A 21350-nucleotide genomic window follows, 5' to 3' on the forward strand; every position below is an offset into this window, starting at 1 on the left:
TAGTAAAGTTTTTTAGCGAAATATAATTTTATACTTCCAAAAAAGGGATGCACGATTCGTGCATCCCTTTTTGTATTTATGATTCAGTCCTCTTCTTACAAAGAAGTCTGTGGAGCGGCGGAAAGAATTTCTTTACTTGCTTGATCCTCATATTGTTTAAAGTTGTCAACGAATAATTGTGCTAGAGCTAATGCTTGTTTGTCGTACGCTTCTGCATCGGCCCAAGTCGTGCGTGGGTTCAATACTTCAGCAGGCACACCTGGACAAGATTGCGGTTTTAGCACGCCAAATACGACGTGAGGTACATATTCCACCTCATCCAAATCTCCGCGCATAGCTGCATTGATCATGGCACGTGTGTATTTTAAGTTCATACGCTTGCCTTCACCATATTTGCCACCGGTCCAACCTGTATTTACCAACCAAACGTTCACCTCTGGATGTTGCTCTAGTTTTTGACCTAGTAATTCAGCGTATTGCGTAGGGTGCAATGGTAAAAATACACGTCCAAAACAAGCCGAGAATGTAGTTTGTGGTTCGGTGATACCGACCTCAGTTCCTGCCACCTTGGCGGTATAGCCGGAGATAAAGTGGAACATTGCCTGTGCCTTGGTCAACTTCGATATAGGAGGAAGGATACCAAAAGCATCACACGTCAAGAAAAATATATTTTTTGGCAAAGCCCCCAGAGAAGGTTGCTTCGCGTTCGGAATATAATCGATAGGGTAGGCTACGCGCGTATTTTCCGTAAGACTGGTATTGCTAAAATCAACAACATCACTATCTGCAAAGAAAGAAACATTCTCTAACAGCGCACCTGGTTTGATTGCTCCGTAGATTTCTGGTTCTTTTTCTGCGCTCAAATCTACTACTTTCGCATAACATCCGCCTTCAAAATTGAAGACAGAATTGTCCGTCCAGCCATGCTCATCGTCACCAATTAATGAACGGTTGGAGTCTGCGGATAAGGTAGTCTTACCGGTTCCGCTTAATCCGAAAAATAAGGAAACATCCCCGTCTTTACCTTCATTGGCCGAACAGTGCATAGGTAATATCCCATGCTCATGTGGTAAGATGAAATTCAATACAGAGAAAATTCCTTTTTTCATTTCACCTGTATATGCAGAACCTCCGATTAGAATGGTCTTTTTAGTAAAATTGACGATTGTAAAGTTGGAAGACCTGGTGCCATCTACAGCAGGATTAGCTTCAAATTCAGGAACTTGCAGAATCAACCACTCGTGCTCAAAGTTTTCTAATTCTTGGGTAGTAGGAGTAATAAAAAGATTATTACAAAATAAGTTAGCCCAAGGCGTTGTATTGATTACAGTTACATTTATCTTGTATCTCGGATCAGCTCCTGCATAACATTTTCTTGCCCATATTTCTTTATTGCCAAGAAAGGCTTTCATCTTCTGATATAAATTATCAAAGATTTCTTCCGATATAGGAATATTGATATCTCCCCAGTCAATAAAATCTGCAGTTCGCTCATCTTTGACAATAAACTTGTCTTTCGGAGATCGACCTGTGAATTTTCCCGTTTCTACACACAGGGCACCCAGATTATTAAGTGTCCCTTGTTTGAGGTCTAACGCTTGTTGTGTAAGCGTTTCATTATTAAGGTCCCAATAAACTTTTTGTGCCTGTTTTTCTATTTGATGGATATCTGAGGAAATTTCACCTAGACCAATTTCTTTTTGCTCCATATCATAATTCATTTTTCTGATACTAAGGTATAAAGTTGAGGTGACTCTGGAGTTAACTTCTATTATTTTTGCAAATATTATTACAATATGTAGTTTTTGTTAAGGTTTTATAGATTATGAAAAAACATTTTGAATATTTGTTAGCTAAAGGAAACAATCGGTTGATAAAAATTTAATTTGAGTTCTTCTGTTAAATGAAAAACTCAAATCAAAATGACAAAATATGTTTATTTTCTGTCGAGGCTATACTTTCCTGCTCCTGTCACAGCAAGAGCCAAGAAGATGAATAGTAATTCTAAGGGATGGGATGCTGCTGCCAAGGTATCTCCTTTGGCAAGATGTGAAATAAACGCAATTAACATGGTGAATGCGAGTACCAAAGCGGAGGGCCGCATGAATAATCCAATCATTATTAAAAGTGCTCCTACGCATTCAGCGGCTACTGCCGCAAAGCCCCAAAAGGAGGGGGCAAAGGTTATACCTATTTTGTATATCGCTGCACTGACTTTCTCCCAATTGGATGGACCCATCATTAATTTGGGAATACCGTGAAAGGCTAACATGATCGCGCCGATAGCCACTCTGATGATTAATATACCCACATCCTTGAAGTTGTGTGGACTTGTTTGCTTTGAGGATAAAGGAAGGTGGGATAGTCCTATGTTAATAGAGTCCTGTCCAATGGTAATATATTCAGTAATAGTTTCAACAATAGCCTGTTTTTTGTCGGAAACACATTTCGGACCATTGATTATACAACATTTTTGCTTCTTTGAGAACGTAATCACTTGAAGCAATCTGAATTCGCTTAAGGTCTATTTCGGCTTGCAATTCGGGAGTAGATTTATCTAGTTGTTTTACTTGATCAACAAGAGGTTGGTATAATTCTCCAAAAAGCTCCTTGTCAAGCTCCGACCTAAGAGGAACTAATTCATCCATTTTCTTTCGTAGTTGAACACGTTTCTTTTTGGTTTCTGAAAATAATTTTTCTTTTTCTTTCAATACTGATTCAAGTTCTCCAACATACATTTCTGGTTGTAGGTCATGAAGGTATCCTTTAAGGAGTTGCTGGTAAACTTTATAAATTTCGTCAACAAGGATATTGTTCTTACAGTTTTTACATGTAAATTTTTTCGCACTGCTTAACACATACATAGAAGTACCACATTCACATTTAACAAAACCTGCAAGTAAATACTCAGATTTCCTACCAATCCTTTTTCTTTTTGTTGCTTGTTCATTAAGAATAGAATTACACTTCTCCCATAAATTTTCATCAACAATCGAAGGACATGGGATTTTTATCCATTCATTTTCGGGTTTTATATCCCATTGCTTCCCTTCGCCTAAACTCTTTGTATAATTCGCAATTCGGACTCATTTGGCAGTTGTGTCCCGTAATAATCGGTCTATTGTAGTATCCGAAAAATATGCTCCACTTCTGGTTCTATAACCCATTTTGTTCAAACTATCTGCAGTTGTTTTCTTACGTTGACACTTCAAAAATATTTCATATATCAATTTACGAACTGGAGCTTCGTTCTTATCGATTACAAGGGCCTTATTCTCCCATTTGTATCCAAAACTTGCTTGTCCACCAAGAGGTTTTCCCATCCTTGCACGTATAGGCACCGAGGCTGCCACCCGACTTGAAATCTCCTCTCGTTCCCATTCTGCCATTGCAGCTACAAGCGTAAAGAATAACCTACCCGCTGGGGTGCTTGTGTCTATCTGTTCTGCTAATGAAACCAAATCTGCTCCCTCTTTTCTAAAGATTTCCCCAAAATCCAACAGCTCTTTAGTGTTTCTGGCAAGACGCGCAAGTTTAGAGAATACTAAACCAGTTATACGTCCACTTTTTAAATCATTAAGCATGCGTTGTGCCTCGGGATGATTCATAACAGATTTACCGGATACAGCATCTAATCTATACACTTCAGCAACTTGCCAATCTCTCGATTCGATATAGAATTTCGCACGTTGTTCATGATGTTCGGGGCTCTCGTCCCTTACTTGTAAATCTGTGGACACTCGTATCCAAATACCAACTCGTTTCTTATTTTCGATCATAATAGTGAATTGTTTTGTCAGCCACAATATAATTAAAAATAGGCTCAACATCAAATAAGGACCAGATTTACAAGGCATTAGAAAGTCACGTTTTTAACACAAAATTGTCCATACCTCTAAAGGTTTTTCATAATATCTTCAATAATACCACGTTTGACTTTTCTTTCTTCATCCGTCACCTCTATGAAGCTTATCGTTACTCTATATCTTTTCCTGACTTGTCCCCTTGTAGAACTAATAAAATGTATTTATTTGATAATCAGTTTTTTATTTAATAAAAAATCGTAATTTGTCGCACTAAGGGTGTTCTATGTTGCGAATTCGTACAATAAAAACAGGTTCTGGAGCAAGAGCTGTTCAGGTGATCTATTATTTAAACCGCAAAAGGGTTATTTATAAACATATTGGTTCTGCTAAGACCGATTCCGAACTGGAAACCATGCTAGTGGTAGCCCAAGATTTCATTGACAATTACGCACCAACACTACCTTTTGAAATAGAAACAAAATTTGATAACCTACTTTACCTTGATAAAGCCGATTTCTTAGGAGTCTACTATACCTATTTGTACGAGATTCTCTCAGCAATCATTAAAAAAGTGGGATTATCGGGGATAAATAAACAATTTCTTTTAGATCTGGTCATTATGATAACAACTATATTTATATTTGAAAACTCGCCTGGATGAAAGTCCGAAAATAGGGAGGGTTACATACCATTACTGATTATAGCCAATTTTGTATTGTAAATTAAAGCAGGCAGAATATGGCAACTGATAATAAAAATAGGATCATCTATCTACCCTTGGAAGATGTGGAAAGCGAACACTGTGCACCTATCGCTGATAAGGGGTTGGCACAGGTAAAAGAATTGCTGCCGTTAAAAACGGTCAAAAGAATAGCTGAAAAAACGCAAATAATTTAAAACGAACAGATATGATCACAACAGAGAAAACTTTATCGGAAGTTATGGAGATCCTCAGACAGCGGGGCTATACCGAAGACTTCAACCTATTGGAAGTTTCCGCATCCTATACGCTGGACAAACATTGCATCAACATCAATGATCTGGTCATTGATAAGATCTACCGTTTTACCGGGCAGAACGATCCGGATGACGAAGCCATCCTTTACGCTGTGCACAATAAGAGTGATGGGGCTAAAGGTGTATTTGTGAATGGTTACGGGACCTACACGGACCCCGAAGCAGACGAGATCATCAGTAAAATTGCAGTACATGAAAATGATGCGGATGATTGGACAATAGATTGCTCAGGTAACTGCTAAAAATGTATAATTAACTGTAATTTTTATTAAATTATGCATAATAATTCACTTATTATGGCTATTCTCATTTTTTGATGACCAAAAACAATAGGGATATCGTTGAATATTCCTATTGCCTGTTTAAGTTATTGAAATTTATAAGGTTGTACCACCGTCAACAGCAAGTGCCTGTCCTGTTAAATGTTTGGCACCTGCAAGATATAGTACACCATCGGGAATGTCTTCAGGTGTTTGCTCTACGCCTTGAGGTATGTAAAAATTTTTGTTTCTTTCCCAAGATTGCTCTTCAGTTTCGCCTTCCAGTTTGGTTCTATTTGCCATTCCGTCTTCACCTCTCCACATACCTGTCCCTACGATTCCAGGACAGATGGCATTAACCGTAACACCAGAGCTGGCAACTTCACGGGCTACCGTATTGGTATAGCCATAGTTATGGGATAGCTGAAAATCTCCTCCAAAGAGATTTTTCAGCGGATTCCCTCTCGCAAAAATGGGTTGGAGACATCACTTACATCCATACTGGCAAAGGTTGGCTCTATCTAACAACAGTCATCGATCTGGCGGACAGAAAAGTCATCGGATGGTCTTTGAGTACCGATATGACTGCTAAAAACACTTCTGTAGAAGCAATCAAGATGGGTATTGTAAACTGGGGTGTCAAAAGTGGGCTTATTTTCCATTCGGATAGAGGGATCCAATATGCCTGCGTTGAATTCAGGGAGGTAATTGTAGAAAACAAGATACTTCAAAGCATGAGCAGGAAGGCGAATTGTTGGGACAATGCAGTGGCTGAGAGCTTTTTCAAGACGTTAAAGGCGGACATGGTTTATCAGAGGAAATTCATGGATCAGCAGTCGGCTAAATTAGAGGTTTTTGGATATATTGAGGGATTTTATAATACCAAAAGAACACATTCTGCACTGGGGTGTAAAACCCCCAAGCAGATCGAAGAGATGCTGCTGGATAAAGAAAGATTGGCAGCATAAAAAAGTCTCCTATTTTAAGTTGCAATTCCAATTTGAAAGATCCTACAAAAGTTATAGGAAGATTTAAAGAACCACTTTATTACCCGACGAAAATGAACGTTCCGGTTATGTCCCAAATGTAGTTTACACATGCGGGGCAATCGTCCACAACAATGAACTCATCATCCCCTATGCCATGAGTGACTATGCATCGTCTTTTGCATCGGTAAACCTTGATTTATTATTGGAAGAATTACTGCGGGAAAACACTTAAATTATTGCCAATAAGAATACGTAAATTGCATCTATCAATTTTAATGCTTTCTTGAAATTTCGCCTCTGTAATAGTCTGTTCAATGAAGTGTTGTAAACAAGGAAACAAAAATGAGTGAAAAAAGAAACATATCGAACAAACTTTTTGCAGAGCTTTGCAACCATTTCAGCAATGAAATAAATAGCCCCTTTGAGATAAGGACTTTTAAAAAAGGAGGATTTATATACAGAAAAGGTAATAAGCCTAAAGGTGTGTATTTTATGAAATATGGGTGGGTTAAAATATTTAGGGGTGGCAATGAAGGTGATGAGGTGATATTGCGGATGCTTGGGCATAACGAATTTATCGGTTATGTATCTTTATTAAAAGATACACCATACCCTGACAATGCCCAGGCATTAGGATATTGCGAGCTATACTTTTTCCCCCGAAATGTATTCCTCACACTTATACATGAGAACAATGATTTTACCAGGTCAATTATTCAAATGTTGTGTAATGAGATATGGAGCAGTGAAAAACAAATTGTGAACCTGCATTCAAAGAAAATTGATTCACGGTTGGCTACTTTATTATTAGGTCTCGAACAGGCATCTGAAAATAGCCCTGTGCATGATGACAGCCTGATTCGTTTACCTAAAAAAGATTTGGCTAAAATAATAAACATTAGCCCTGAAACGCTTAGCAGGTATTTAACCAGGTTTCAGGAATCCGGACTTATTAAATCTATAAACGGAATTATTGAACTTTTAAGAAAAGACAAATTATTTAAAATATCAAATCACTAGTGTCCGGTAAAGATTAAAAAAGGTTGGCGCAAGCACCAACCCTTTAGCTAACTTTGAGGTTGCAAAACAAACAAAGTAACTATGGGTAAAAGTACAAATTTTAGCTGACAGCCGATATTAAATCAACTGTTATTTTTTTTAGACAAAGGTCAGATCAAGAAAATTAGCCAAAGCCATGAAGGAGATCGATATGTTAAAAAGCTCACTACCTACAACCACGTTGTGGTGATGATGTTTGTTGCTTTGGAGGGCTATTCCTCTATTCGGGAAGTGATTATAGGTCTGCTAGCCAATGCACATAAGCTGAGCCATTTGGGTTTGAGCTATATCGTTCGGAGAAGTACTTTATCGGAAGCTAACCAGCGCCGCAGTAGTAAATTATTTGGTGAAATTTATATGGAGGTTTATCAACGGAACCGGGAACATTTAGCGGACAGCCGCTTGAGTGATGTCGATATGAAAAGGCTTTATATCATGGATTCCACGACCATCACGTTGTTCAAGGACATTTTGAAAGGGGTTGGTCGCAATCCATTACAAGGAAAGAAAAAGGGCGGAATCAAGGCGCATACCATCGTCAAAGCGAGTGAAAACGTTCCCTGTTTGATTCGCTACAACGTAGCAGTCCGCCATGACCACACTTTCCTTAACGAAGTCCATACTTTGTCCAAAGGATCAATTATCACCTTTGACAAAGGTTATGTAGATTATGCCCAATATGAAGCATTTTCTCAAAGCGGGATCTTTTATGTTACCCGGTTGAAAGAAAATGCAGTCTATCAAGCGCGTAAAGAATACGACCTGCCGGAGAATGCACCCTCGAGTGTATTAAAAGATGAAGAAGTTGTTTTGTATTACGGACAGGACAAAAAGAGCGAGCATCGCACTAGGCGGATCGCCTATTGGGATGATGAAAACAAACGGTTATTTGAGTTTATATCCAATAATTTTGAGTTTTCGGCAGAAAAAATAGCTTTGATCTATAAACAACGATGGAAAATAGAATTACAGTTCAAGCAACTAAAACAGAACTTTCCGCTTAAATATTTTCTGGGAGACAATGAAAATGCCATTGAAATACAAATATGGGCAGCTATGCTGGCTAATCTATTGATTACATTGGTAAAAAGTAAGGTGAAACGCTCATGGGCTTTTTCAAATATGGTGTCCCTGATTAGAAACCAATTAATGAATTATGTTGATATATATATCGTTTCCTTGAAGACCCAGAAGGATGTTGGCGCAAAGTCATTGATAGGAATGAAAATCGATACGAAAATTCACTCTTTACCGAGCACAGGGGGCTTGCTTTTTGAAATAAGTAAGAAAATAGCCTTAGAACGAATTAGAATTAACAAATAAAATTAAACATCCGTTTTACCGGACAACAATGATATCAAATATGAACGATTGAACAAATTTTTTCAGTGTCTTGATTTGAATCAAGGAAAAGCATTTCTAAAATACATAACTTTCGCTAGTATCATTTTAAATTATTCTTTTTTAACCTTTAAACTTAAAAATTATGGCACTAGTAAAAACAAATTATCCATTATTCGGAAATCTTTTTGATGATTTCTTTGGCACCGAATTGGCCGATTGGAGAAACCAAAACTATTCGGCTACCAACACCACACTTCCTAAAGTAAATATTAAGGAAGACGAAAATGGGTTTGTAGTTGAAATGGCTGCGCCGGGTATGAAAAAAGGCGATTTTAAAATTAATGTTGATAACAGCCTGCTTACAATTTCTTCGCAAAAGCAGGAAGAACAAAAAGAGGGCGAAGGTGAAAAATACACCAGGAGAGAATTTGCCTACCAGGCTTTCACCCGTTCCTTTACCCTGCCCAATAGCGCCGATGCTGATAAAGTCAGCGCTTCTTACAACGATGGTATTTTAACCGTTACTATTCCAAAAAAGGAAGAAGCTAAGCCTAAACCGCCAAAAAGCATTGAAATTTCGTAATTTATTATAACAGGTCATCGCAAAAATTGCGATGACCTGTTATTGAATTTAATTGTAAAACTTTAAAAATTAGCTGATATGGACTTAATTAAATGGACAAAAAACATTAAACCAAAATTTCCAAATGTTGTTGAGAAATTTTTTGGTAAAAAAATTGACGACCAGGCTTCGGGTTCGGAAGAAATCGCCAGCGTACCCGCAGTGAACATAAACGATAAAGGCAACACCTTTGAGGTTTCTTTAGCCGTGCCGGGAATGGATAAAAAAGACATTAAACTTGAAGTTAAGGACAATTGCTTAGTTGTTTCTTCTGAAAAACAATACGAAAAAGAAGAAAACGAAGGCAACTGGATGCGCCGTGAATATGGTTATGCCTCGTTCCAACGAATGTTTCAATTACCCGAGAATGCCGACCCTGAATATATAGATGCTTCTATGAAAAACGGGGTATTGAAAATAAAAGTTGGTAAAATAAAGGGTAAAGAAGAAAACAAAAAGGCAATAGAAATTAAATAGTAACCACAGAATTAAATAATCATGAAAATATTAAATAAAATTCTTTATACTTTTCTGGCAATAGTTTTACTAACAAGTTGCGGAGATAAAAGCCAAAACAAAAGCGAAGAAGATAGTGTCGCGCAAACGGAAGAAATCCGAATGGAAAAACCGGTTGAATTGGGTATGAATGCCGATTCACTTGCAGGTAAGGTTCAGGAGCAGGCAATTGATGCTGTTGAATCATTGAGTGACCAAATAGTGGCAGAAGCCTCAGAAGCTCTCGGACAAGTTTACGTGGCGCTTGACGCCCTCGAAGCAAAGGATACCAAAGGAGCTCTGGTAGCGCTTGAAAAATCAACCGGCAAGTTAAATATTTTACTGGCCCGTAAACCCGATTTGGCACTGGTGCCTATTGACGTATCGGTTAAAACCGTTGACCTGGTGGCCGACCTTGAAACAATCAGGCATATAAAAAGAGCAGCAAGACAGGCCTTAAAAGAGGACTATTTCCAGGTGTTGCGCTATGAGTTAGCAAAACTGGCCAGTGAATTGCAGGTTACTAAAGTTGAATTACCTTTAGCAACTTTTCCCGAAGCCATGAAATCAGCAGCGGCTTTAATTGACAAAGGGAAAACTGATGAAGCCAAAGTAGTGCTATACACAGCTCTTAACACATTAGTTATAAGCGAAGAACGCATTCCTTTGCCTATACTGAGGGCACAGGCGCTTATCGCACAGGCCAAAACCGATGATGCTTCCAATGAAGACAAAAAGAAAGAGGTACTCGAACTTCTTGACAATGCAGAATACCAGTTAATTATGGCCGAAGAGCTTGGTTATGGCGACCGCGACCGTGAATATGAAGAACTAAACAAAACCATTAAAGAATTGAAAAAATCAGTGAAAGATGATGGTGATTCTCAGGCATTGTTTGAGAAATTTAAAACAAAACTTGCTGATTTTAAGAAAAGAATAGCTTCATAACAATTTTTATTCTTAACTTTTAGATTAAATTAACAGGGGCTGTAAAATATTAAATAACATACAGCCCCTTTAGGCAATAAAAGCCGGAATAATATTTCGAAAGTTTAAAAATGTTGATTAATAATTCCAAAACAGTGCAAACATGAAAGCAAATTACATAGCCTTGTTCATTGCTTTTTCAATAACCTTTTCGTCATGCAATGGACAGGAAATAAAAAAAGGAAAAGAATAATAATGAGTCTGATACTTCTTTAATATTGGGTAAACAACCTAAAGAAGATATTAAGGTAAATAAAGAGTACGATGAGAATGGAAATTTAATCCGTTATGATTCTACTTATACCTATTACTATTCAAATATTGAAGGAGATGAAATTGCTGCCGACAGTATTTTTAATAATTTCCGGAATATGTTTGAAGACAATTATTCTTTCTCAACAACGCCATATTTCAATGATTTGTTTTTCGAAGACAGCTTGTTGAAGTATGATTTTTACAAAAACGACTTTTTTCACGAACGTTTTATGAATAATATGCAACAAATGGAAAGACTATTTTGGGAAATGGACTCTATCGAAAACAAGTTTTTCATGGAACAATTTCCTGAGAAAGGAAAGAATGAATAACATTATTTCACTATAAATCGGTATTCCTGAGTAAATAGGGTTACAGATTATAAACATCAAATAACTGTAATTCTTGAGAAAATCGATGATATTGACAAATATAGTATTTTGGGTTTAATATTCGGCTGCCCCTTAAAAGACGAAATTGCCGAGAAATGTCCGTTTCATTACATCAGGAAAAAAGAACCATCTGAAAGGTACAAAATTGTATTAAAATATAGTGAAAAGAAGCTTATAGAAATGTTACATTTTCATAATTGCAGATTGTGTAGAAAAAAGTAGTTGTTTAATCTTAAAATCTTTAACATTATGATGCTTTGGTTGATATTCGGGATATTTTTTATTTTATGTTTGATTGTGGGAAGTAGACTAAAATCCAAATTCAGGGAATATTCAGCGATTCCTACTGCCAACGGCATGAGCGGAGCCGAAGTTGCCCGAAAAATGCTCTACGACCATGGTTGTTATGATGTTAATATTATGTCGGTTCAAGGAACTTTACCCGACCATTACAATCCGCAAACCAAAACTGTAAATCTTAGTCAAGATGTTTATTATGGTACAAATGTAGCGGCAGCTGCCGTTGCCGCTCACGAAACATGCCATGCCGTGCAACATGCTAATGCGTATGCTTGGTCAGGCCTGCCTTCAGCGCTTGTGCCTTTACAAAATATCAGCGCAACTATTTTAAATAAGATTTTTATTGGAATGTTTTTCGGCTCGTTTTTACTCGGAAGTTTATTCTCCATGCAAACGGCACCTTTAATAATTGTTGCATGTTATGGAGTTTTTACACTTTTTGCATTTATTACACTACCAGTTGAATTTGATGCAAGCAGCAGGGCATTAGCATGGATTCAACGTACCGGAATAACCGATTATTATTCACCACACTCAAAGGCTGAAAAAGCATTGCGTTTGGCAGCTTCAACTTATGTAATTGCTGCTTTGTCTTCGCTTGCTACTTTACTCTATTATTTGTTTGCTTTGCTTGGACATAGTGATGAATAATAACTATTTAAGAATATGGAATACAAAGATTACTATAAAATACTGGGTGTTGATAAGAAAGCCTCTCAGGATGAAATAAAGAAGGCATATCGCAAACTGGCGGTAAAATACCATCCGGACAAAAATCCCGGAAACAAGGAGGCAGAAGAAAAATTTAAGGAAATTGGTGAGGCTAATGAAGTATTGAGTGACCCGGAAAAAAGAAAACTATACGACCAACTGGGCTCCAATTGGAAGCAATACCGGGATGCTGGCTATGACCCATCAACCGCTGGTGGAAGAGCAAGATATTCACAGGGTGCACCCGGGGGGCAAGATTATTATGAGTTTGAAGGCGACCCTTCTGAGTTTTTTGGAGGTGGTAGCAGTGGTTTTTCAGACTTTTTTGAGTCTTTCTTTGGAAGAGGAACCAGACAGGGGAAAGGATTCTCTGGTACCGGCGGGTTTTCCGGGTTCGGTGCAGATATACCCGGTAACGACCTGGCAGGAGAAATAACTATTTCTTTACAGGAAGCCTACACAGGTACCGAACGCATTATTGACCTGGGGGGTGAAAAGATTAAGCTGAAAATAAAACCTGGAGCTTACTCTGGATTAAAACTCCGCGCAAAAGGAAAAGGAGAGAAAGCCCGGGGAGGAAAGGCAGGCAACCTGTACATCACCATCAACGTGTCCCCTCACCCGGTTTATGAGCGCAAAGGAAACGACTTGCATATGAACATGCCTGTGGATTTGTTTACAGCACTACTTGGTGGCAAAATGGAAATCCAAACCCTGTCAGGCAGAATAAACATGAAAATTCCTGAAGGTACTCAAAACGGCAAACAGTTCAGGCTTAAAGGAAAGGGTATGCCTGTATATGGTAAATCTTCGCATGGTGACTTATATGTTAAAATTCAGGTGAAGCTACCGGATAAATTGACCCCGGAACAAAAAGAACTGGTTATGAAATTGAGAGACAGTGTTCAGAAAATAAATCGAGAAAGTTAGTATTGTGCCCAGGGGAATAGGTGCACTCGGATATACTTTACAGATGCCGCTTGAAGACCGCTATCTGATGTCAAAATCAGAGTTGCTTGGTAAAATAAAGGGCTTACTTGGAGGCCGGGCCGCAGAGGAATTGATTTTTAAAGAAGTTTCAACAGGCGCATCCAATGACCTTGAGCGGATAGCACAACTGGCCAGGAACATGATTGTTGTTTACGGCATGAGCGAAAAGTTACCGAACATTTCATTGGTTAATAAATCAAACCCCGGCTTCCTGGGACAGGCATCAGGGTTGGAACGAAGGTCGGAACATGTGGAGATGCAGATTGATATGGAAGTAAGTCAAATAATAAATCAATGTTACGAAGATGCAAAAAAGCTTCTTTCCGAAAAGCATGACTTATTGGATAAAATGGCGAATATATTGTTGGAGCAGGAGGTTATAAACCATGAAGAAATAAAACAGATACTTGGTAAAAACTTAAAACAATGAGATATGAAAGGGATTTTTAACGACATTATTAAAAGTGAACAACCGGTTTTAGTGGACTTTTATGCCGACTGGTGTGGCCCTTGCAAGATGCAGGCTCCTATTCTTAAAGAAGTGTCTGCTGAAATCAAAGGCAAAGCACGGATTATAAAGATTGATGTTGATAAGAATACGGCAATAGCACAACAATATCGTGTGCAAGGCGTGCCAACGTTAATTTTATTTAAAAACGGGCAAATTATCTGGAGGCAATCCGGCGTGGCCTCTAAACCGCAATTAATTAATTTAATAAATCAAAATTTATAAAAACCTAAAATATATGCAACTAGACAAGTTTACTATAAAATCGCAGGAAGCCATTCAACGGGCACAGCAACTTGCAATGGAAAATGAGCATCAGGCTATAGAATGTGGACACATGCTTAAAGGTATTATGGAGGTAGATGAAAATGTAATCCCCTTTATTTTTAAAAAGCTTTCAATAAATCATCAGCATGTAATTGCAGCTCTTGACGGTATTGTAACCGGGTATGCTAAAGTAAGCGGAGGGCAACAGTACCTTAGCCACACGGCCAACGAGGCATTAACAAAAGCCCAAAGTGCTGCAAAAAGTATGAAAGATGATTATGTATCGTTGGAACATATCATTATAGGACTGATGAAAGTAGACGACCCGGTTGCCAGTTTATTGAAAGACAGTGGGCTGAACGAAAAAGATTTAACTTCTGCCATAAAAGAGTTACGAAAAGGAGGGCGTGTAACCAGTCATAGTGCTGAAGATACTTACAATTCATTATCAAGATACGCCATAAACCTGAACGAACGCGCACAGAGCGGTAAACTCGACCCTGTTATTGGCAGGGATGATGAAATACGAAGGGTGCTGCAAATTCTTGCCCGTAGAAGTAAAAACAACCCCATTTTGGTAGGTGAACCGGGAGTTGGTAAAACAGCTATAGCTGAAGGGATAGCTTTTCGGATAGTTAATGAAGATGTACCCGAAGACCTGCTTTCCAAAGAGATATATTCGCTCGACATGGGAGCCCTGATAGCCGGAGCAAAATATAAGGGAGAATTTGAAGAACGGTTGAAAACGGTAGTAAAAGAAGTTACCGAATCAGATGGGCAGATTATTCTTTTTATAGATGAAATACATACCTTGGTAGGTGCCGGTGGCGGAGGTGAAAGTGCTATGGATGCAGCCAACATCCTTAAGCCTGCATTAGCACGCGGAGAATTAAGGGCTATTGGTGCAACTACCCTCAATGAATTTCAAAAATACTTTGAAAAAGATAAAGCATTGGAAAGAAGGTTTCAGAAAGTGTTTATTGACGAACCTACCGAAGAAGATTCTGTTTCAATTTTAAGGGGTATAAAGGAACGGTATGAAAATTATCACAAAATACGGATTAAGGATGAGGCTATTGTGGCAGCAGTGCAACTTTCCATTCGGTACATTTCCGACCGCTATTTGCCCGACAAAGCTATTGACCTGATTGACGAGGCCGCTGCTCACCTACGATTAGAGATGAAATCTAAACCCGAAGAAATTGACATACTTGACCGCAAAATTCAACAACTGGAAATAGAACGGGAAGCATTTAAACGCGAAAAAGATAAAGAAAGGGTAAAACTCATTTCCATGCAACTTGCCGACCTTCAAGACGAACGCAAGCAACTAATGGCCCTGTGGGAAGATGAAAAATCGGTAGTTACAAATATACAAAACATTAAACAGGCTATCGAAGACCTTAAGTATAAAGCAGAAAAAGCTGAGCGTGAAGGATATTTAGGTAAGGTAGCAGAAATCAGGTATGGAGAACTTCCTAAAAGAGAAGAGCTATTAAAACAGGCGGTTGCAAAACTTCAGGAATATGAAAGGGATGGTAAAAGGTTGGTACGAGAAGAGGTAACCGCTGAAGATATTGCCGAGGTAATATCCCGATGGACAGGCATCCCGGTAAGCAAGATGCTGCAAAGCGAAAAACAAAAACTACTTCATATTGAGGAAGAACTGCATAGACGGGTCGTAGGCCAGGATGAAGCAATACATGCAGTGGCGGCAGCTATACGAAGAAGCCGTACCGGGCTGTCCGATGAAAACCGCCCCATTGGCTCGTTTTTGTTTCTCGGAACAACCGGGGTTGGAAAAACCGAACTTGCCAAAGCCCTGGCAGAGTACTTGTTCGATGATGAGAAACTAATGACTCGCATTGACATGAGTGAGTACCAAGAGCGACATGCTGTTTCAAGGCTGATTGGAGCGCCTCCGGGCTACGTTGGTTACGACGAAGGCGGACAATTAACAGAAGCGGTAAGACGAAAACCCTACTCTGTGGTTTTACTTGATGAAATAGAAAAAGCACATCCTGATACATTCAATATATTGTTACAGGTATTGGAAGATGGAAGACTAACTGATAATAAAGGGCGTATTGCCAATTTTAAAAATACAATTATTATCATGACTTCCAATTTAGGTTCTGATATTATTAGGGATAACTTTTCCGAAATTACAGAAAAAAATACCGAAGATATTATTGATAGAACAAGGAAGCAATTATTTGAATTGCTTAAAACAAGTATCAGACCGGAGTTTTTAAACCGTATTGATGAAGTTATTATGTTCCGTCCGCTGTCAAAAAACGATTTGGAAGGAATTATAAGAATTCAATTGGCACACCTGCAACAGGTATTATCAAAGCAAAATATAACTTTTTATGTAACAGATAACTGCTTAGACTACCTGCAAAAAGAAGGTTTTGATGCACAATTTGGGGCCCGGCCTCTAAAAAGGCTGATACAGCGCAAAATCCTGGATGAACTATCGGTGGCCATGCTCGAGGACACGGTAAACCCCGATTCACATATTGTGATTGATGCTATTGATAATAAAATTGTATTCAGGGAGCCCGAAAATGAAAACGAAAAACTAAGTTTTGAAGCTTAATATAATCTGATTTAACCATTTTGTGTAATGCAGGCAAATATTTTGATGAACCTTAAAATGAAATAAGATGAAAACAACAATTCATAACAAACATTTATTGACAGATAGCAAATTGGCAAGTCAGTTTGGAGAGGTCATAAAAAATCATAATAAATGGTTTGACCGCATGGATGTTCTTCTTAATTCCAATAAACTGGATGCTTATTTAACAGAAACCAATAAGGGGATAAAAGCAACTTTTTATTTAAAACAAGGAGCTAACCAGGTTTTTGCAGAAGCTGAAGGCACTGAACCGGCGATCTTAGCTGAACAAATAATGACACGGCTTAAATCCAGGTTTTTAAGGCAATTTATAGCTTCACAAAAAAAAACAAGACTTAACATAGCAAGCAAGCATTTATCCCAACTTAATAAGCTAAGAAACGAAGAGGATAAAGAACACTTTAACTTCCTTATAAAACAACTTTTGCCTGCTATCCGCGGGTTTGTAGCCAGGTATCTTTCGTATAGCAAAACAAAAGTTGCCAGCGGGTTTACAATTGATGATTTGGTGGATGAGATATACCTTGCTCTTTATGAAAGATTTGAAGAACGACCTAAAAAAGACAAAGAGTTCTCCCCATGGAGTTTTCAAATTGCCCGCGAAACTTTGGAAAGTTTTATGGAAAAGCATTACCCAAAAAACGCACATATTTCGTTCGATAAGCTGGCTGAAGAAGAACTTTTAAGCATGGAAGAAAAATTTACCGCTGATGCAGACGGAGAACTTATCATGCAGGAAGATTTGGATGATATTTCTTACGAGAACACAAAATTAGGCAATGAGATTCTCAACAGCGATGCGCTAATTGAACTCCCTGCCGATATTGAAATAGAACCCGTTGTAAACGAGGTTTTGGCTAATGTTGATGAAAATGCTAAACGGGCTTTTGAACTGTTCTGGCTACATGAAATGACTGCTAATGAGATTGCAAAGTCGATGCGTATGCAAATTGAAGCTGTCGAAAATATCATTGATGATATCACATTCAGTATTGTATCAAAACTAAAAAATAAAAATGTATGAAAAAGATAGAAACAATAGTTCTGTACAACCAAAATGTGCCATTGCATATTGGGGCTTTTATTGAAGCCATAGAACAATTGGAAATGCACTTCAATGCTGCATCCATAGAACATTTTTTCGAATCAGATAAGGAGTTGGGGATGGCTATTAAACGGGCAATGGCTATTTGCAGGAATTTAGGGTTTCCGCTTGAGCAGCACTTCGGCAAAAGGTACGTTTCTAACAGCGATTCGCATACCTTAAAGATTGACTGGCAAATGTCTAAAACGGCGTATTTCCTAACCATGATTAATGGCAACCCAGACAATCCTTTAGTTGGCCGTTTTCAATGGGAGTTGTTAAAAAAAATGGTCTGATTTATTTCTTAATGAAACCCTTATGCACTGCCGTCCACAACAAGGACATGAACCGAGCTTGCGAGCTCGCCAAAGGCAATAAACAAGAGGGTTCCACGGAAATAGAAGTGCTAAAGTCAATTTTGACGATTATTAGTGTTTAAAAAGCAGATGTCTAATTAAAAATATATTCGAGGGAATAAATAGTTTCAAACTTTTAAACTAAAAAACAATAAAAATGACAACAATTAGTAATGAATTTCAAGACGAACAAAAGGGAATAAAAAGTATTTCCTCAAACTGGTGGGCTTTCATCATTAAAGGCTTCCTTGCGCTAATATTCTCTGTGTTGGCTTTTATTATGCCCGTTACAGCCATACTTGCCCTGGCAATTGTTTTTGGTGCATTTGCCTTAGCTGATGGTATTTTTGGCATTATTGCATCGGTTCGGAAAATCAGAAAGGGAAAGCGGTGGGGATGGCTTATTTTTAGCGCTATTATAAGTATACTGGCAGGTATTGCTGTTATTGTTTCTCCACTTATTGCCACTGTTGCAATTGCCAGCTTTTTATGGGCCAGCATTAGTTTTTGGTCAATATTCGTTGGCATATCAGAAATAATAACAGCCCTTCGGCTTCGCAAAGAAATCAAAGGAGAATTGTGGATGATATTTAGCGGATTATTCTCAGTTATATTGGGAGCTATCATCCTCTGGATGTTTATAACCCAACCTGAAAATGTATTGTTGGCTTCGGGTTGGTTGCTTGGAATTAATGCGTTTCTATCGGCAATGACTTATTTCTTTTTGGGTTTTAAATTAAAAAAAACATCAGAAAATGGTGCAAAAACAAAACTTTGGTAACTTTAACTTTTATTTGAAATGAATCATGGACTGTTAAACGGACTGTTTATAGTATCGCTTACGATATTATTTTTAGCACTTTTATTAAAAAGAGCGAAACAACCTTATTTTATTGCCTATATCATAGCGGGAATCATTCTGGGGCCTGAGGTGTTCGGGGTTATTTCAAATTCATCAACGATTAACGAAATTGGAGAACTTGGTGTAATATTACTCATGTTTTTTATCGGAGCAGAAATTAACCTGCCCGACTTTTCTAAAAGTTTTAAAAAACCGTTACTGGGTACATTATCGCAATTGCTACTCAGTTTTGCTTTCATGGTTATAACAGGTCAAATTTTAAATTGGTCCTGGCAGGTAATTATACTTTTGAGTTTTGTCATCAGTTTAAGTAGTTCTGCCATTATTTTTCAATATTTATCAAACACTGGGCAAATTAAAAGTAAAATAGGGCTGTTAACATCCGGAGTATTAATCATGCAAGATATACTCATCGTACCAATGATGCTTACCTTAAACTTTATGGCCAAAGGTAAATTGGAGACCATTGAGTTAGCAAGAACAGTAGTTGGCGGTCTGGCCATATTGATTTTTATGCATTTCGCCATTCGCAAAAAACTAATAAAAATTCCATTCAGGCATGATTTGATACGAGACCACGACTTGCAAGTATTTTTGGGTTTTGTTTTGTGTTTTGGCATGGCACAGGTAAGTCATTGGTTTGGGTTATCGGCTGCTTTGGGGGCGCTTTTGGCAGGTATATTGGTCGGACAGGATAAGTCCACCCAATGGTTAGATCATGCTCTGGTCCCTTTTCGTGTTTTCTTTTTAGCCTTTTTCTTTTTAGCAGTTGGTTTGCAACTTAACCTACACTTCGCATACCAAAACATTGGTGTTATATCGTTAATCACCCTTGCAGTTATGGTTATTAATAGTTTAATAAATGCCATGATATTTAAAGGCATGGGCAGTACATGGCATGATAGTATATATGCCGGAGCTTTGTTATCTCAGATTGGCGAATTTAGTTTTGTTCTTGTTAGTGCGGCTGTTTCCCTGGGGGTAATAGGCGATTATAGTTATCAAATGACCTTAGCTGTAATAACTGTTACCATGATGATAACTTCTGTTTGGATAGGGATAATACAAAATTTCATTTATAAGCTCCCTAAATTATCTCATAACTAAATTATCTGATGTAAATGGATTCCATTTAAACCCAGACTTATTCAATTCCATGAACTCAAATTTCATAAAGATGGGATTAACCATTATTTTGGTGATAGTTGTATTCCTTCTGAAAGCGTTAAGTAAAAAACGACTTATTAAGCTTTCTGCACTTTATTCATATGAACCACATCGTCTATTTCTGGTAAGAAAAACGATTGCTATAGCTTTTTGGATTGCTTTGATTTTTTTAACGCTTATAATTTGGGGGGTAAACCTAAATAATATTTGGGTATATCTTGGTGGTTTTCTCTCTGTTGTAGCAATTGAGTTGTTTGCTGTATGGAGTATTTTAAGCAATATTATTTCAGGAATATTTATTTTTATAATGAACCCTTTCAAAATAGGTTCGAAAATAAAGCTGCATGACCCTGAAGTACAAGCGACAGTAGTAAATATAAATCTGATGTTTACTGAATTAGAAGATGATGATAGAATCTTTAACGTACCAAATAATACTTTCTTTCAAAAAACCGTAAAGGGTATTAATGCGGAAAAAACACAACCAAATTAAATGAACACATTTAAAAAACTGATAATAATAGCTCTTATACTCTTTATTGGGTATTTGATTTTGCGTATGGTTTTAAATAGTGAAAAGTCAGAACCTTTTACATACGAGATATTTGCAGCCATTATAGGTTTCACAATAACTGCCCTAACAACCTGGTCGTTGCTGGGGAAACAAACCGAAAATGAGCTTAACAAAGAGGTACGTATTCGTTTTTTAACTTTAAAAACGACCATTTACCAGGAACTTATAAGGCAATTGGAAGATATTGTGCGTAAAGAAAAGATTACCCACGAGGATATAATAGAATTAAGGCTTTTAAGCCAACGAATGATTTTTATTGCTGGTGAAAATGTTTTGGTTGCGTTCAATAAGTTTGTTATTCGGTTTGTTAGGCTGGCGAAAAATGAAAAGATTTCTGAAAAAGACCTGGATGATTTGTTAGATGAAATGTCAATGGTTTCGGTTGAAATAAGAAACGATATTTTAGATAATAAGGCAAAGCAAGATATGGATGTTCAATCCTTTGAAAAACTTATTCTTAAAACAAATGAACTAATGGATTTTTCGGACAATTGATATTGTCAACCCCAAGCTGTCAATATGGCGTTTTTCTACCAAATAAAAATGTCATAATGGCATCATTATTGGTTTATCACTTAAGTTGATTATAAATTCAGTGATAAAACTGGGTATTAACAAATAAAATATTACAAGATATGGGAAAAATATAGGTATTGACTTA

At 37.6% G+C, this 21350-nt stretch carries 25 protein-coding genes and 1 pseudogene; 21 read left to right on the forward strand and 5 right to left on the reverse strand.

Going from position 1 to position 21350, the window contains the following annotated elements:
- Positions 1-95 precede the first annotated feature (95 nt).
- The 4 genes from pckA to EDC17_RS13955 form a co-directional block, all read right to left on the reverse strand.
- Complete coding sequence (gene pckA, locus EDC17_RS13940) at positions 96-1709, reverse strand: phosphoenolpyruvate carboxykinase (ATP) (RefSeq protein WP_132778678.1); 1614 nt, start codon at positions 1707-1709, stop codon at positions 96-98.
- A gap of 227 nt (positions 1710-1936) precedes the next feature.
- Positions 1937-2311, reverse strand: a complete 375-nt coding sequence (locus EDC17_RS13945) for a DoxX family protein (RefSeq protein ID WP_243646158.1) — start codon at positions 2309-2311, stop codon at positions 1937-1939.
- A gap of 103 nt (positions 2312-2414) precedes the next feature.
- Positions 2415-2864, reverse strand: coding sequence for a hypothetical protein (locus EDC17_RS13950; protein ID WP_132778679.1), 450 nt, complete (start codon positions 2862-2864; stop codon positions 2415-2417).
- A 222-nt stretch (positions 2865-3086) separates the two neighbouring features.
- Positions 3087-3779, reverse strand: coding sequence for a recombinase family protein (locus tag EDC17_RS13955; protein ID WP_165894431.1), 693 nt, complete (start codon positions 3777-3779; stop codon positions 3087-3089).
- Positions 3780-4089: 310 nt separating this feature from the next.
- Here EDC17_RS13955 and EDC17_RS13960 point away from each other — a divergent pair.
- From EDC17_RS13960 to EDC17_RS13965, 3 genes and pseudogenes are all read left to right on the forward strand, one after another.
- A pseudogene (locus EDC17_RS13960) lies at positions 4090-4428 on the forward strand (IS1634 family transposase); the annotation flags it as partial.
- A gap of 116 nt (positions 4429-4544) precedes the next feature.
- Positions 4545-4703 (forward strand): hypothetical protein, encoded by a 159-nt coding sequence (locus tag EDC17_RS16910; RefSeq protein ID WP_165894432.1) that lies wholly within the window; start codon positions 4545-4547, stop codon positions 4701-4703.
- An 11-nt stretch (positions 4704-4714) separates the two neighbouring features.
- Positions 4715-5065, forward strand: a complete 351-nt coding sequence (locus tag EDC17_RS13965; RefSeq protein WP_132778682.1) for a hypothetical protein — start codon at positions 4715-4717, stop codon at positions 5063-5065.
- A gap of 135 nt (positions 5066-5200) precedes the next feature.
- On the opposite strand, the gene EDC17_RS13970 is transcribed toward EDC17_RS13965, so the two are convergent.
- Entirely contained in the window at positions 5201-5557 is a 357-nt protein-coding gene (locus EDC17_RS13970) for an SDR family oxidoreductase (RefSeq protein ID WP_132778683.1), read from the reverse strand.
- Here EDC17_RS13970 and EDC17_RS13975 point away from each other — a divergent pair.
- The 18 genes from EDC17_RS13975 to EDC17_RS14065 all read left to right on the forward strand — a co-directional run bounded on the left by EDC17_RS13975 (position 5503) and on the right by EDC17_RS14065 (position 21184).
- Positions 5503-6051: an IS3 family transposase gene (locus EDC17_RS13975; protein ID WP_132778684.1), complete on the forward strand. Its 549-nt coding sequence runs from the start codon at positions 5503-5505 to the stop codon at positions 6049-6051. The genes EDC17_RS13970 and EDC17_RS13975 overlap by 55 nt on opposite strands.
- A 363-nt stretch (positions 6052-6414) precedes the next feature.
- The gene (locus tag EDC17_RS13985; protein WP_132778685.1) at positions 6415-7092 is read left to right on the forward strand and encodes a Crp/Fnr family transcriptional regulator; all 678 of its coding nucleotides are present in this window, start codon (positions 6415-6417) and stop codon (positions 7090-7092) included.
- A gap of 114 nt (positions 7093-7206) precedes the next feature.
- The gene (locus EDC17_RS13990) at positions 7207-8454 is read left to right on the forward strand and encodes an IS4 family transposase (RefSeq protein WP_207895770.1); all 1248 of its coding nucleotides are present in this window, start codon (positions 7207-7209) and stop codon (positions 8452-8454) included.
- 163 nt (positions 8455-8617) lie between these two features.
- Positions 8618-9058, forward strand: a complete 441-nt coding sequence (locus EDC17_RS13995; RefSeq protein WP_132778686.1) for an Hsp20/alpha crystallin family protein — start codon at positions 8618-8620, stop codon at positions 9056-9058.
- A 78-nt stretch (positions 9059-9136) separates the two neighbouring features.
- A complete protein-coding gene (locus EDC17_RS14000; protein WP_076781576.1) occupies positions 9137-9574 on the forward strand; it encodes an Hsp20/alpha crystallin family protein in 438 nt (145 codons plus the stop codon).
- A 21-nt stretch (positions 9575-9595) separates the two neighbouring features.
- On the forward strand, positions 9596-10540 hold the full coding sequence (locus EDC17_RS14005; RefSeq protein WP_132778687.1) for a YfdX family protein: 945 nt from the start codon (positions 9596-9598) through the stop codon (positions 10538-10540).
- A gap of 257 nt (positions 10541-10797) precedes the next feature.
- Positions 10798-11166 (forward strand): hypothetical protein, encoded by a 369-nt coding sequence (locus EDC17_RS14010; protein WP_132778688.1) that lies wholly within the window; start codon positions 10798-10800, stop codon positions 11164-11166.
- Between the two features lie 309 nt (positions 11167-11475).
- Positions 11476-12177, forward strand: coding sequence for a zinc metallopeptidase (locus EDC17_RS14015; RefSeq protein WP_207895768.1), 702 nt, complete (start codon positions 11476-11478; stop codon positions 12175-12177).
- A 15-nt stretch (positions 12178-12192) separates the two neighbouring features.
- On the forward strand, positions 12193-13167 hold the full coding sequence (locus tag EDC17_RS17515; protein WP_132778689.1) for a DnaJ C-terminal domain-containing protein: 975 nt from the start codon (positions 12193-12195) through the stop codon (positions 13165-13167).
- 43 nt (positions 13168-13210) lie between these two features.
- The gene (locus EDC17_RS14025; RefSeq protein WP_243646159.1) at positions 13211-13657 is read left to right on the forward strand and encodes an ATP-dependent metallopeptidase FtsH/Yme1/Tma family protein; all 447 of its coding nucleotides are present in this window, start codon (positions 13211-13213) and stop codon (positions 13655-13657) included.
- A 3-nt stretch (positions 13658-13660) separates the two neighbouring features.
- Positions 13661-13960 (forward strand): thioredoxin, encoded by a 300-nt coding sequence (gene trxA / locus EDC17_RS14030; protein ID WP_132778690.1) that lies wholly within the window; start codon positions 13661-13663, stop codon positions 13958-13960.
- A gap of 13 nt (positions 13961-13973) precedes the next feature.
- Positions 13974-16604, forward strand: a complete 2631-nt coding sequence (gene clpB, locus EDC17_RS14035) for an ATP-dependent chaperone ClpB (RefSeq protein WP_132778691.1) — start codon at positions 13974-13976, stop codon at positions 16602-16604.
- Positions 16605-16671: 67 nt separating this feature from the next.
- Complete coding sequence (locus tag EDC17_RS14040) at positions 16672-17670, forward strand: sigma-70 family RNA polymerase sigma factor (protein WP_132778692.1); 999 nt, start codon at positions 16672-16674, stop codon at positions 17668-17670.
- Positions 17667-18026: a hypothetical protein gene (locus tag EDC17_RS14045; RefSeq protein ID WP_132778693.1), complete on the forward strand. Its 360-nt coding sequence runs from the start codon at positions 17667-17669 to the stop codon at positions 18024-18026. The genes EDC17_RS14040 and EDC17_RS14045 overlap by 4 nt, the downstream gene beginning before the upstream one ends.
- 217 nt (positions 18027-18243) lie before the next feature.
- Positions 18244-18867: an HdeD family acid-resistance protein gene (locus EDC17_RS14050; protein WP_243646160.1), complete on the forward strand. Its 624-nt coding sequence runs from the start codon at positions 18244-18246 to the stop codon at positions 18865-18867.
- Positions 18868-18885: 18 nt separating this feature from the next.
- On the forward strand, positions 18886-20055 hold the full coding sequence (locus EDC17_RS14055; RefSeq protein WP_132778695.1) for a cation:proton antiporter: 1170 nt from the start codon (positions 18886-18888) through the stop codon (positions 20053-20055).
- A gap of 70 nt (positions 20056-20125) precedes the next feature.
- Complete coding sequence (locus tag EDC17_RS14060) at positions 20126-20608, forward strand: mechanosensitive ion channel domain-containing protein (protein WP_165894433.1); 483 nt, start codon at positions 20126-20128, stop codon at positions 20606-20608.
- Entirely contained in the window at positions 20609-21184 is a 576-nt protein-coding gene (locus EDC17_RS14065; protein ID WP_132778697.1) for a hypothetical protein, read from the forward strand.
- The last annotated feature ends 166 nt before the right edge of the window (positions 21185-21350 follow it).

This window comes from Sphingobacterium alimentarium, from assembly GCF_004342685.1.
GTDB classification, from domain to species: Bacteria; Bacteroidota; Bacteroidia; order Sphingobacteriales; family Sphingobacteriaceae; genus Sphingobacterium; species Sphingobacterium alimentarium.